This window comes from Streptococcus mitis, assembly GCF_013305725.1.
Lineage (GTDB): Bacteria > Bacillota > Bacilli > Lactobacillales > Streptococcaceae > Streptococcus > Streptococcus mitis_BO.
In genome coordinates this window covers 121,925-135,324 of sequence record NZ_CP047883.1, presented here as the reverse complement: position 1 = coordinate 135,324, position 13,400 = coordinate 121,925, and the positions used below count along the sequence as shown (strand labels likewise).

At 38.8% G+C, this 13,400-nt stretch carries 11 protein-coding genes; 5 read left to right on the top strand and 6 right to left on the bottom strand.

Annotation, left to right across the window (positions count from 1 at the left end; all coding sequences use genetic code 11):
• Positions 1 to 297: 297 nt before the first annotated feature.
• The 6 genes from M594_RS00640 to malQ all read right to left on the bottom strand — a co-directional run bounded on the left by M594_RS00640 (position 298) and on the right by malQ (position 7,333).
• Positions 298 to 1,047, bottom strand: coding sequence for an ABC transporter permease (locus tag M594_RS00640; RefSeq protein WP_173875704.1), 750 nt, complete (start codon positions 1,045 to 1,047; stop codon positions 298 to 300).
• Positions 1,040 to 1,864: an ABC transporter ATP-binding protein gene (locus M594_RS00635; RefSeq protein ID WP_173875703.1), complete on the bottom strand. Its 825-nt coding sequence runs from the start codon at positions 1,862 to 1,864 to the stop codon at positions 1,040 to 1,042. Before M594_RS00635 ends, M594_RS00640 begins: the two co-directional genes overlap by 8 nt.
• A 41-nt stretch (positions 1,865 to 1,905) precedes the next feature.
• The gene (locus M594_RS00630; RefSeq protein ID WP_173875702.1) at positions 1,906 to 2,127 is read right to left on the bottom strand and encodes a hypothetical protein; all 222 of its coding nucleotides are present in this window, start codon (positions 2,125 to 2,127) and stop codon (positions 1,906 to 1,908) included.
• A gap of 159 nt (positions 2,128 to 2,286) precedes the next feature.
• The gene (locus M594_RS00625) at positions 2,287 to 3,183 is read right to left on the bottom strand and encodes a helix-turn-helix domain-containing protein (protein WP_173875701.1); all 897 of its coding nucleotides are present in this window, start codon (positions 3,181 to 3,183) and stop codon (positions 2,287 to 2,289) included.
• Between the two features lie 348 nt (positions 3,184 to 3,531).
• Entirely contained in the window at positions 3,532 to 5,790 is a 2,259-nt protein-coding gene (gene glgP / locus M594_RS00620; protein ID WP_173875700.1) for a glycogen/starch/alpha-glucan family phosphorylase, read from the bottom strand.
• Positions 5,791 to 5,815: 25 nt separating this feature from the next.
• Entirely contained in the window at positions 5,816 to 7,333 is a 1,518-nt protein-coding gene (malQ, locus tag M594_RS00615; protein WP_173875699.1) for a 4-alpha-glucanotransferase, read from the bottom strand.
• A gap of 478 nt (positions 7,334 to 7,811) precedes the next feature.
• Between malQ and M594_RS00610 the strand changes: the two genes are divergently transcribed.
• The 5 genes from M594_RS00610 (at position 7,812) to M594_RS00590 (ending at position 13,386) form a co-directional block, all read left to right on the top strand.
• Positions 7,812 to 9,083 (top strand): extracellular solute-binding protein, encoded by a 1,272-nt coding sequence (locus tag M594_RS00610; protein ID WP_173875698.1) that lies wholly within the window; start codon positions 7,812 to 7,814, stop codon positions 9,081 to 9,083.
• Between the two features lie 109 nt (positions 9,084 to 9,192).
• Positions 9,193 to 10,485 carry a carbohydrate ABC transporter permease gene (locus tag M594_RS00605; RefSeq protein WP_173875697.1) on the top strand — a complete coding sequence of 431 codons (1,293 nt, stop codon included), beginning with the start codon at positions 9,193 to 9,195 and terminating at the stop codon, positions 10,483 to 10,485.
• A gap of 1 nt (position 10,486) precedes the next feature.
• Complete coding sequence (locus M594_RS00600; protein ID WP_001065658.1) at positions 10,487 to 11,329, top strand: sugar ABC transporter permease; 843 nt, start codon at positions 10,487 to 10,489, stop codon at positions 11,327 to 11,329.
• A gap of 260 nt (positions 11,330 to 11,589) precedes the next feature.
• A complete protein-coding gene (locus M594_RS00595; RefSeq protein WP_173875696.1) occupies positions 11,590 to 12,390 on the top strand; it encodes a DUF1189 domain-containing protein in 801 nt (266 codons plus the stop codon).
• 9 nt (positions 12,391 to 12,399) lie between these two features.
• Positions 12,400 to 13,386, top strand: coding sequence for a LacI family DNA-binding transcriptional regulator (locus M594_RS00590; protein WP_173875695.1), 987 nt, complete (start codon positions 12,400 to 12,402; stop codon positions 13,384 to 13,386).
• Positions 13,387 to 13,400: the final 14 nt, after the last annotated feature.

Sequence of the window (13,400 nt, the reverse complement as noted above, 5' to 3'; positions counted from 1 at the left end):
TGCTGTCGCCGCCATCAATATTGCAAGAACTATTTTCCAAATTTTTTTATTTTTTCCAAAAATCTTATCAGGTAACAAGCTTACTACAAGAAAGGTAATAAACAACACCAATTTAAGTGTATGTATCATAAGAACACCTTCTTTCCTACAATCATATTATAATACTTTATGTAAGCGAATACAAGAAATATGAGGTAATCATATACAAAGAAAGATGAGGTTGAAAGACAGTAAAAACCAGCGTTTTAAGCGCTGGTTTATTGTTTTAAACGAGGTTTCTTACAAAGATTACTAACACTAAGCTTTAAAAAAAGTTAGTTTTTGAAGCTGATTAATTGTTAGTTTCCCAAACGGGACTCTTTTTTTATTTTTCAAACCCCAATAACTAAGGGCAAGTAATGCTACAACCCAAGCAAAAGTGATTCCCAAACTGTCAAAATTCAACTTGAAATCTGGTTTATTAAAGAAATCTACATAAACTCCTAAGAAAGTTGTATCCATAAATTTCTTGATCTCTGAGCTAACTTGAGAAAACATCGGCAAGAATGAGAGACCAAGCATTGGAATCAAACCATAAACCTGAGCCTGAGTTTGTGTCTCTGAAATAGCTCCAATCACTAGATTTAAGAGGATTGTACATAATGCTACCAGAGAAGCTACTACAAGGTATACAGGATAATCTTTTGCGAAATCCACTTCAACCATAATAGGGAAAGAAATAACTGCAGCCAAGGCAAAGATTATAGGATAAAACAAAACGGAAATAAGATATTCTCCACGGCGAACTCCACTTAAAATGAGAGTTTTAAAAATTCTTTTTTCTTTTTCCTCTGCAATAGAGTTTGAAATCATTGAACCAGAAGAAAATGAGAATGCCATTGTTAAAGAACTATACAATAGTGCTTTCCCTTGAGCGCCATCTGTATTCATAAAATTTTGGAAGAGTAGAACCATAAAGAATGGGAATACTACCTGTACCAAAGTATTTTTGTTTGTTAATAATACTTGTGTCCTCAACCAGATAAGGGCTAAAATTCTCTTAAACATCTAATTTTTCTCCTGTCAATTTAATAAAAATATCTTCTAAAGTTGGTTCACATGAGTGAATCGTCATCATTTTTTTATAATCTTCTTGCTGCAAGTCTTCAAAGCGCACTACCTTTTTAGTAGAATCACTATAGGTTACTGCAACATTCTTTTCCGTGTTGTATTTTTGGATAATTTCGCCTGGGCTTCCTTGTTCAATAAGATCACCTTTATTCAAAAGAGCTAGGTTATCACATAATAAAGTCGCCTCATTCATATCATGAGTAGTTAAGAAAATAGTTGTTCCTCTTTCCTTTAACTCCTGTAGTAATTTGTGAATCTTCTTTGAGGTGGTGGGATCTAACCCACTTGTAGGTTCATCTAAAAATAGAACTTTAGGGTAATTGATTAAAGCACGAGCTAAAAGCATTCGTTGACGCATTCCTGTAGAAAGTTTCTCAGCTGGAGTGTCTTTACTATCATACAGACCAACTTGTTTTAGAATTTCTTCAATTCGAGATTTTGAAACTCCGTATAGTCTTGCAAATAGCAACAAGTTATTGTACAAACTTAATTTTTCGTAATAACCACTTGTGTCACCTACTAAACCTAACTCTTCAAAATCTGACGGAAGTAATTTTTGAGAATCTTTCCCTAATAATTCTGTCTTTCCGCTGTTAGCCTGTAGCTGTCCTGTCAGAATATTGATCATTGTTGTTTTCCCTGAACCAGATGGACCTAGGAATCCAAAAATTTCTCCTTCGTTTATTGAAAAACTAATTTGATTTAATGCAATATTATCTCCAAATCGCTTTATAACTCTTTCTACCTTAATCATTGTATTACCTCTTTCTAATGATAAATTGTATTTTAGAAACTTCACTCACTCCCATCAGTTATGTCAACAACTCTAATTCTAGGCTTTAAGTTGGAGTCCATTTTGATTTCTCTCATTTCATTTGGAAATAAGAGAACTAATTTTAGCAACTTCTCATCAAGTGTTACTTTACATAGTCGTCTGCTATCTAGACTATTTTTGATAATCAGATAGTCCTTCTTGACAAACTTTTCATCCATATAATAGTCAATTGTTTTTACCATATTTTCCTCCCGCCTGCTAATCTACATCCCGTTTAAATAGAAATGTTTCTAGCATTGCGTTCTGCTTAACTTATTTACAATAACAGTATATACCTTACGAGAGTAAAAAAACAGGACATAAATGTCCACTGACATTTATGTCCTGTTTTTAAATTGAAATTATGGAAAATCCTTATTTTTTTCTTCTATTACTCGATTTTTAAAATTCATGTCATTCAAAAATTCTGCCCCATTGATAGCTTTTTCATAGTATTGCAGGGCTTTTTCTTTATCTTTTTCTCCGTATAAGTAATATTTTGCTTCAATGAAGTCTACAGTTGGTTTTAAACTAGTGTCTCCTATTTCAATCATAATTTCTCTTAACATACTCAATATTTCAGGAATAAATTCATGATAATCAATATCGATTTGATAAAGAACTAATCCTATAAGTACCCTTTGCAATAGATGAGTATAACTGGCATCTTCGTAATTTGTTTGAGATACAATATTTAGACAAACTTTTTTTAAAGTTATTTCATCTCGTTCTGAATTAACAGCTAGAGACAAAAAATACAAGTACAACAGTAGTAAATCATTTGTCGAATATTCTGTTCGTAACATTGTTTGTTCAAAATATTCCTCAATTAAACCTTCTCCAAATTCGGCATTTTCAGAAACATACACATCATCAATAGCTTGTAAAATCTCAACTGCTACTTGTTCATCCTCAGGGAGTTGATCATAAAAATGTTCCTGAATATCTTCAAAGATAGCCTCACGCTGACGGACTTTTTCTTCATCTCCATGAATAGATTGACGAATTAACTTCGTTTTTAGCTTTAAATACTCTTTGGAAACAATTATCATGCCTTCATCGATTAACTGAGACATCGGAATTCCTAGCACTCCAGCTATATAATCTAGTTTCGCTAAGCTGGGCAAGTTATTTCCTGTTTCAATTCGACCCAACTGACGAACAGTAAGTTCTTTTTCATCGCCACAAAAGGCTTCTCTACTCAGTCCTTTTTCAGTCCGTAAAGTACGAATCCGTTTCCCTATTTCTAAATTACTCATAATGCGCCTCTTCAAATTCTAATTTGACATTCAAATAACTACTTGTATACGTTTCCATTTTAACACACTTTCCTACAATTTTCAGAAAAAATAATTATAACGAATAGTTTTAAGAAACTATCTTATATAAGTACCCCATTTCAATAAAGTATCTGAGGTCTATTTCTACTCAAGTATTCAAAAAAGCGAATTTCAATCGAAATTCGCTTCATAGGAAAGTGTATTAGTATAGATCTTGTATCTTATACTCAATGAAAATCAAAGAGCAAACTAGGAAGCTAGCCGCAGGCTGTACTTGAGTACGGCAAGGCAACGCTGACGTGGTTTGAATTTGATTTTCGAAGAGTATTAGTTCAAGTGCCAAATATCTTCGTTATACTGAGCGATTGTACGGTCAGATGAGAAGAATCCTGCTTTAGAAATGTTAACGATAACTTTATTCAACCATGCGTCACGGTCTTCGTAGTCAGCCAACATTTGCTCTTTAACCTTGATGTAGTCTTCCAAGTCAAGAAGAGTCATGAACCAGTCTTTGTTGATCAATTCATTGTAAAGGCGTTCCAAGCGCTCTTTGTTTCCAGCTGCAAGAACTGCATCGCTAACGATGAAGTCAACCAATGGTTTGATAGCTTCACGAGCGTAGAATTCGCTTGATTTGTAAGCTGCTTTTTCGTAAAGGTCGATAACAGTTTCTGAATCTTCACCAAAGATGTAGATATTTTCGTCTCCAACCAACTCAGCGATTTCCACGTTAGCACCGTCCATAGTACCAAGAGTCAAAGCTCCGTTCAACATGAATTTCATGTTACCAGTACCTGAAGCTTCTTTAGAAGCAAGTGAGATTTGTTCTGAGATATCACATGCTGGGATAAGGAAGCTTGCTGCAGTAACGTTGTAGTTTTCAACCATAACCACTTGCAAGTGTGGAGCTACTGCTGGATCGTTAGCAATCACTTCTGACATGCAAAGGATCAAGTGGATGATGTCTTGAGCGATTGTGTAGGCTGGAGCTGCTTTACCACCAAAGAAGATTGTGATTGGGCGAGCAGGGATATTACCAGCTTTGATATCAAGGTATTTGTGAATCACGTACAAAGCGTTCATTTGTTGGCGTTTGTACTCGTGAAGACGTTTGATTTGGATATCAAAGATAGAGTTTGGATTGATTTCCACACCTTGATGTTCTTTCAAGTGACGAGCCAATTTACGTTTGTTGTGAGCCTTGATGCTTTCCAATTTTTCTTTGACAGCTGCTTTGTCTTCATAAGACAAGAGTTTTTCAAGCTCATCTGCTTCATGGTGCCAACCTTCTCCAAGAATCTCATCCAAGTAGTGAGACAAGCTTGGGTTAGCATGCATGAGCCAACGACGGAAAGTGATACCGTTTGTTTTGTTGTTGAATTTTTCTGGGTAAAGGTCGTAGAAGGCTTTCAATTCAGAGTTCTTCAAGATTTCAGTGTGGAGTGCTGCTACCCCGTTAACACTGTATCCGTAGTGGATATCCATGTGAGCCATGTGAACACGTCCGCTCTCATCGATGATTTGAACAGCTGGATCTTTGTATTCTGCTTTCACACGACGGTCCAATTCTTCGATGATTGGTACCAAGTGAGGAACCACTTCTTGCAAGAATTCAAGAGGCCATTTTTCAAGGGCTTCAGCAAGGATTGTGTGGTTAGTGTAGGCAGTCATGCTACGAACGATTGAGATTGCTTCGTCAAGCTCGATACCACGAGCAGTCAAAAGACGGATCAACTCAGGGATAACCATTGATGGGTGAGTATCGTTGATTTGGACAACTGCATAGTCAGCAAGGTCATGCAAGTTGCTTCCTTTTTCGATTGCTTCGTCGATAATCAATTGCGCACCGTTTGAAACCATGAAGTATTGTTGGAAGATACGGAGCAATTCACCTTGACGGTCACTATCATCTGGGTAAAGGAAAAGAGTCAAGTTGCGAGCGATGTCTGTCTTGTCAAAGTTGATACCGTCTTTAATAATTGAAGAATCAACTGAATCCAAGTCAAACAAACGCAAGCGGTTCTTAGTTTCTGTCTTGTAACCAGGTACATCGATATCGTAAAGAGTTGATGTCAATGTGAAGTGAGCAAATGGCACTTGGTAGCTACGGCTTGAGCGAACCAACCAGTTTTGCTCTGTCAACCATGCATTTGGAATTGTTTCTTGTTGGTTATTTTTAAGAACTTGTTGGAAAAGACCGTAGTGGTAGTTAAGACCAACACCGTCACCGTTCAAACCAAGAGTAGCAATTGAGTCGATAAAGCAGGCAGCCAAACGTCCCAAACCACCATTACCAAGAGATGGTTCCAATTCAACTTCTTCAACTTCGATCAAGTCTTTACCTGCAGCTGCAAGTTCTTTTTTAACATCGTCGTAAAGACCAAGGTTGATCAAGTTGTTTGACAAAAGTTTACCAATCAAGAACTCAGCTGAGATGTAGTAAACTTTTTTCTTACCAGTGTTAACTGGCTTTTGACTACTTGCAAGCTTGCTGTAGTTAAGAAGAGCCAGGTAAAGCTCTTCATTGCTACATTCTGCAATGGTTTTACTGTAACGATTTTGTACAAATTCTTGTAGTGATAACATGTTTAAGGTGTCTCCTGATATTGTATTATTTCTTTAATTCTACCAAATTTTCATTGATTCGGCGATAGATTGTTGTCAAGTCAAGCAAGCCTTCCTCGACAGCTGGTGTCAATTGATCTTCAGTCATACGCCAAGACCAGTTTCCACCAAGGGTAGATGGGAAGTTCATACGAGCTGCCTCATCCAATTCTAGCAAATCTTGCATAGTTGCAATTGCCATGAAGCTAACTGATGAAAAGACTGTACGAAGCATAGCATGTGGCACTGTTTCGTATTCTTTACGGTTAGTATAGCGAGCCATGTACTCACGAGTCGCATCATCGATCTCGTTACGGTACCAACCAAGGACCGTATTGTTATCGTGTGTTCCTGTGTACATAACTGAGTTAGCAGGTGCCAAGTGTGGGCTATCGATGCTTTCGTCTTCTGGGTTGAAGGCAAATTGAAGGATTTTCATTCCTGGGAAGCCAGTACGTTCACGCAATTCGATAACTTCATCTGTCATAAAGCCAAGGTCTTCAGCGATAATGTTTAGCTCACCAAGTTCTTCCTTAACGGCTGCAAAAAGCTTGTAGCCAGGACCTTTGACCCACTCACCAGGTGCTGCTGTATCAGAACCAGCAGGGATTTCCCAGTAAGATTCAAAACCACGGAAGTGGTCGATACGAACGATATCGTAGATTTTGAAGCTTTCACGCAAGCGTTCAATCCACCATTTGTAACCATCTTTATCCATTGCTTCCCAGTCATAGATTGGGTTACCCCAAAGCTGACCAGTTGCAGAAAACTCATCTGGTGGGCATCCTGCGATGCAAGTTGCTTTACCGTTGACATCTGTCTTGAAGAGATGTGGATTTGCCCACATATCGCTTGAATCTTCCGCTACGTAGATTGGCATGTCCCCAACGATTTCGATGTGGTTGTCGTTAGCGTAAGATTTCAATTTCAACCATTGTTGGAAGAAGAAGTATTGAGTCACACGGTGGTAAACCAACTTGTCTGCCAATTCCTCACGGTAACTTTCAAGTGCTGAAGCTTTACGAGCACGAGCATCTGCATCTGGCCATTCAGTCCAAGCAAGATTGTCAAAATGCTCTTTGATAGCCATATATTCTGCAAAGAGTTCAAGCCATGATTGGTTGTCTTGAGCAAATTTCTCAAAATCTTTAACATCTCCTACTTCCAAGAAACGTTTTACCGCTTTTTCTAAAAGAGGACGACGTGCATAGTAGATTTTCGCATAATCAACTTCAGACGCATCACTACCAAAGTCAACCCCTTCAAGGTCACTTGCTTGCAACAAGCCTTGTTCCACCAAGATATCTAAATCGATAAAATGAGTGTTCCCTGCGAAGGCTGAGAAAGATTGGTAAGGAGAGTCTCCGTAACTAGTTGTTCCTAGTGGAAGGATTTGCCAGTAACGTTGTTTTGTGCGAACCAAGAAATCAACGAAGTCGTAAGCACTTTTACCAAATGATCCGATTCCGTATGCTCCTGGAAGAGAAGAAATGTGCATCAACACACCACTTTGACGTTTTTTCATAATAAGCACCTCATGTGTTTATAGTTAGATATTACATTTTTATGAACGCAAACGTTTGCGCTACTATTAGTATAGCTCATTTTCTTAATAAATGCAAGCGGTTTTAAATAACTTTTTTGATTATTTTTTAAAAATTTTTTCTTCTTACTCGTATATATATTCTTTCAGGAAACAAACCAAATAGGAATAAGGGGTTCACTTATCTTATTAAGCAAAAATAAAGTGAAAACCTCTCTGCTTCCCATTTGTAAATTAGGCAATCGTTTTCTCAACTTTTTTTAAATTTAAAACAAAACCGATTTTTGGGATTTTCTACTATCTATATGACGATGAAGCGTTTACTTTTTTTACAATTTTTTTAAAAATTTTTACAAAAAACACTTGCAACCGCTTTCCGATTGTGCTATACTAGTCCCATAAAGGAAAACGTTTGCGTTTCCTCATTATAAAATTTGTTATTCTTTAGGAGGAATACACTATGTCATCTAAATTCATGAAGAGCGCTGCTGTGCTTGGAACTGCTACACTTGCTAGCTTGCTTTTGGTAGCTTGCGGAAGCAAAACTGCTGATAAGCCTGCTGATTCTGGTTCATCTGAAGCGAAAGAAATCACTCTTTACGTCGAAGACCAATACAAAGCTTATGCTGAAACAGTTGCTAAAGCTTATGAAAAAGAATCAGGAACAAAAGTTAACATCAAATCTGGTGACCAACTTGGTGGTCTTGACAAACTTTCTCTTGACAACCAGTCAGGTCAAGCTGCTGACGTTATGATGGCTCCATACGACCGTGTAGGTAGCCTTGGTACTGACGGACAACTTTCAGAAGTTAAATTGAGCGACGGTGCTAAAACAGATGATAAAACTAAATCTCTTGTAACAGCTGCTGACGGTAAAGTTTACGGTGCTCCTGCCGTTATCGAGTCACTTGTTATGTACTACAACAAAGACTTGGTAAAAGAAGCTCCAAAAACTTTTGCTGACTTAGAAAACCTTGCTAAAGATAGCAAATATGCCTTCGCTGGAGAAGATGGAAAAACTTCTGCTTTCCTAGCTGACTGGACAAACTTCTACTACGCATACGGACTTCTTGCTGGTAACGGAGCTTATGTATTTGGCGATAACGGTAAAAATCCTAAAGACATCGGTCTTGCAAACGAAGGTGCTATCGCAGGTATCAACTACGCTAAATCTTGGTATGAAAAATGGCCTAAAGGTATGCAAGATGGTACAGCTGCTGGAAACTTAATCCAAACTCAATTCCAAGAAGGTAAAACAGCTGCTATCATTGATGGACCTTGGAAAGCTCAAGCCTTCAAAGATGCTAAAGTAAACTACGGTGTTGCTACTATCCCAACTCTTCCAAACGGAAAAGATTACGCAGCATTCGGTGGTGGTAAAGCTTGGATCATCCCATCAAGCACTAAGAACCTTGAAGGCGCACAAAAATTTGTAGACTTCCTTGTTTCAACTGAACAACAAAAAGCCTTCTACGATAAGACTAACGAAATCCCAGCTAACACTGAGGCTCGTTCATACGCTGAAGGTAAAAACGATGAGTTGACAACAGCTGTTATCAAACAGTTCAAGAACGCTCAACCAATGCCAAACATCTCTCAAATGTCTGCAGTTTGGGAACCAGCTGCTAACATGCTCTTTGACTCTGTAAGTGGTAAGAAAGATGCTAAAACAGCTGCTAACGATGCTGTAACATTGATCAAAGAAACAATCAAACAAAAATTTGGTGAATAAAAAATTTGTTCAAGGGGGGTAGAATTCAAATCCCCCTTTGAATTTATCAATAGAAACATAAATAGTTTAGGTTTTATCTAAAAACCAGTATTCTATGAAAGGAGTTATTATGGAAAAGCAACAACCTAGTAAAGCAGCCCTGCTGTCTATCATTCCTGGGTTAGGACAGATTTACAATAAGCAAAAAGCCAAAGGTTTTATCTTCCTTGGTGTAACCCTTGTCTTCGTCCTTTATTTCCTAGCACTTGCAGCCCCTGAATTGAGCAATCTCATCACTCTTGGTGACAAGCCAGGTCGTGATAATTCCCTCTTCATGCTGATTCGTGGTGCCTTCCATTTAATCTTTGTAGTCGTTTATGTACTCTTTTATTTCTCAAATATTAAAGATGCACATACTATCGCAAAACGTATTAACAATGGAATTCCAGTACCACTTACGCTAAAAGATATGATTAAAGGAATCTATGAAAATGGCTTCCCTTATCTCTTGATCATTCCATCTTATATTGCAATGACTTTTGCGATTATCTTCCCAGTTATCGTAACCTTGATGATCGCCTTTACCAACTATGACTTCCAACACTTGCCACCAAACAAATTGTTGGATTGGGTTGGTTTGACCAACTTTACGAACATCTGGAGTTTGAGTACCTTCCGTTCTGCCTTTGGTGCTGTTCTTTCTTGGACTATCATCTGGGCTTTGGCTGCCTCAACTTTACAAATCGTCATCGGTATCTTCACAGCCATCATTGCTAACCAACCATTTATCAAAGGAAAACGTATCTTTGGTGTTATTTTCCTTCTTCCTTGGGCTGTCCCAGCCTTCATCACTATCTTGACATTCTCAAACATGTTTAACGATAGTGTCGGAGCAATCAACACTCAAGTATTGCCAATCTTGGCTAAATTCCTTCCTTTCCTTGATGGTGCTCTTATTCCTTGGAAAACAGATCCAACTTGGACTAAGATAGCCTTGATTATGATGCAAGGTTGGCTTGGATTCCCATACATCTACGTTTTGACTTTGGGTATCTTGCAATCTATTCCTAACGACCTTTACGAAGCAGCTTATATTGACGGTGCCAATGCTTGGCAAAAATTCCGCAACATCACTTTCCCAATGATCTTGGCTGTTGCGGCACCTACTTTGATTAGCCAATACACCTTCAACTTTAACAACTTCTCTATCATGTATCTCTTTAATGCTGGAGGACCTGGTAGTGTCGGTGGTGGAGCTGGTTCAACCGATATCTTGATCTCATGGATCTACCGTTTGACAACAGGTACATCTCCTCAATACTCTATGGCGGCAGCTGTTACTTTGATTATCTCTATCATTGTCATCTCAATCTCTATGATCGCATTCAAGAAACTACACGCATTTGATATGGAGGACGTCTAAGATGAATAACTCAATCAAACTCAAACGTAGACTGACTCAAACCCTTACTTATCTCTACTTAGTTGGCCTTTCAATCGTGATTATCTATCCACTGTTGATTACTATCATGTCAGCCTTCAAGACTGGTAACGTAGTAGCCTTTAAACTAGACAGCAACGTCGACTTTAGTTTTGCTAACTTCCAAGGGCTCTTCTCTGAAACCTTGTACGGTACTTGGTACCTCAACACTTTGATTATCGCCTTGATTACCATGGCTGTCCAAACAAGTATCATCGTACTTGCTGGTTATGCTTACAGCCGTTATAATTTCTTGGCTCGTAAACAAAGTTTGGTCTTCTTCTTGATTATCCAAATGGTGCCAACCATGGCCGCTTTGACAGCCTTCTTCGTTATGGCACTTATGTTGAACGCCCTTAACCACAGCTGGTTCCTCATCTTCCTTTATGTTGGTGGAGGTATCCCGATGAATGCTTGGTTGATGAAAGGTTACTTCGATACAGTCCCAATGTCTCTAGACGAATCCGCAAAACTAGACGGTGCAGGACACTTCCGCCGCTTCTGGCAAATTGTTCTTCCACTTGTTCGCCCAATGATTGCTGTGCAAGCTCTCTGGGCCTTCATGGGACCTTTCGGGGACTACATCCTCTCTAGTTTCTTGCTTCGTGAGAAAGAATACTTTACTGTTGCCGTTGGTCTCCAAACCTTCGTTAACAATGCGAAAAACATGAAGATTGCCTACTTCTCAGCAGGTGCTATCCTCATCGCCCTTCCAATCTGTATTCTCTTCTTCTTCCTACAAAAGAACTTTGTTTCAGGACTTACAAGTGGTGGCGACAAGGGATAATTTATCCCCGCCACTCTTTTTCATTTTATACTCTTCGAAAATCTCTTCAAACCACGTCAGCTTTATCTGCAACCTCAAAGCTGTGCTTTGAGCAACCTGCGGCTAGCTTCCTAGTTTGCTCTTTGATTTTCATTGAGTATTAGCGATTGCTACTGTAAATAATATCCTTGTATCAAGCAATTTGTCTCCTAGACTTGAAATAAAGCACATTTCTCTATATAATAATACTCATATAGAAAACACCTTTTAGAAAGATACAAATGCTTCCATATCCATTTTCATATTTTTCAAGTATCTGGGGATTTCGTAAGCCCCTGTCCAAACGTTTCGGACTCAACTGGTTTCAGCTTCTCTTTACCAGTATCTTCCTTATCAGCTTGTCTATGGTACCCATTGCCATCCAAAACAGCTCACAGGAGACTTATCCGCTAGAAACCTTTATCGATAATGTCTATGAACCATTGACAGATGAGGTTGTTCAGAATCTCTCCGAACATGCTACAATTGTTGATGGCAAATTAACTTATACTGGAACAGCTAGTCAAGCGCCTTCTATTGCGATCGGTCCAAGTCAAAGCAAGGAATTACCTAAGGACTTGCAACTGCATTTCGATACGAAAGAACTGGTCATCAGCAAGGAAAGTAAAGAGCTGACCCGTATCTCTTACCGAGCGATTGAGACTGAGAGTTTCAAAAGTAAAGACAGCTTGACCCAAGCCATTTCTAAAGACTGGTACCAGCAAAATCGTGTCTATATCAGTCTCTTCCTAGTTCTCGGTGCAAGCTTCCTCTTTGGTTTGAATTTCTTTATCGTCTCTCTAGGAGCGAGTCTTCTCCTTTATATCACTAAGAAATCACGCCTCTTTTCATTTAGGACCTTTAAAGAGTGCTACCATTTTATCTTGAACTGTTTAGGATTACCAACTCTGATTACGCTTATTTTGGGATTATTTGGCCAAAATATGACAACCCTGATTACTGTACAAAACATTCTTTTTGTTCTGTATCTGGTCACTATCTTTTATAAAACACATTTCCGTGATCCAGATTACCATAAATAGGAGATTTTTATGCCCGTTACGATTAAAGACGTGGCCAAGGCTGCTGGTGTTTCGCCTTCAACTGTAACCCGTGTTATTCAAAATAAATCAACCATTAGCGACGAAACAAAAAAACGCGTTCGCAAGGCTATGAAGGAGCTCAATTACCACCCCAACCTCAACGCTCGTAGTTTGGTAAGCAGTTATACCCAAGTTATCGGCTTGGTTCTTCCTGACGACTCAGACGCCTTCTATCAAAATCCTTTCTTCCCATCTGTCCTCCGTGGTATCGCCCAAGTCGCTTCTGAAAACCACTATGCTATTCAGATTGCAACAGGTAAAGATGAAAAAGAGCGCCTTAAAGCTATTTCACAGATGGTTTACGGTAAACGTGTGGATGGTTTGATCTTCCTTTATGCCGAAGAGGAAGATCCCTTGGTCAAACTGGTCGCTGATGAGCAGTTCCCCTTCCTTATCCTAGGAAAATCCATTTCACCCTTTATCCCTCTTGTCGATAACGACAATGTCCAAGCTGGTTTTGATGCGACCGAATATTTTATCAAAAAAGGCTGCAAACGAATTGCCTTCATTGGAGGGACTAAGCGACTCTTCGTAACGCAAGACCGTTTAACAGGCTACGAGTCAGCACTCAAACAACACCAACTGCCTATTGATGACAATCTGACCTACTTTGCAAATGAATTTCTAGAGGAAAAAGGGTATCAGTTTAGTAAACTCCTCTTTCAGCATGATCCGCAGATTGATGCTATCATTACAACCGATAGTCTCTTAGCCGAAGGGGTCTGTGACTATATCGCTAAGCACCAACTGGATGTCCCTGTTCTCAGCTTCGACTCAGTCAATCCCAAGCTCAACTTAGCAGCCTATGTTGATATCAATAGCCTAGAACTTGGTCGTGTTTCTCTTGAAACTATTCTCCAGATTATCAACGATGCTAAAAGCAATAAACAAATTTGTTACCGTCAGTTAATCGCCCACAAAATTATCGAAAAATAAAAACCAGCTCGCGC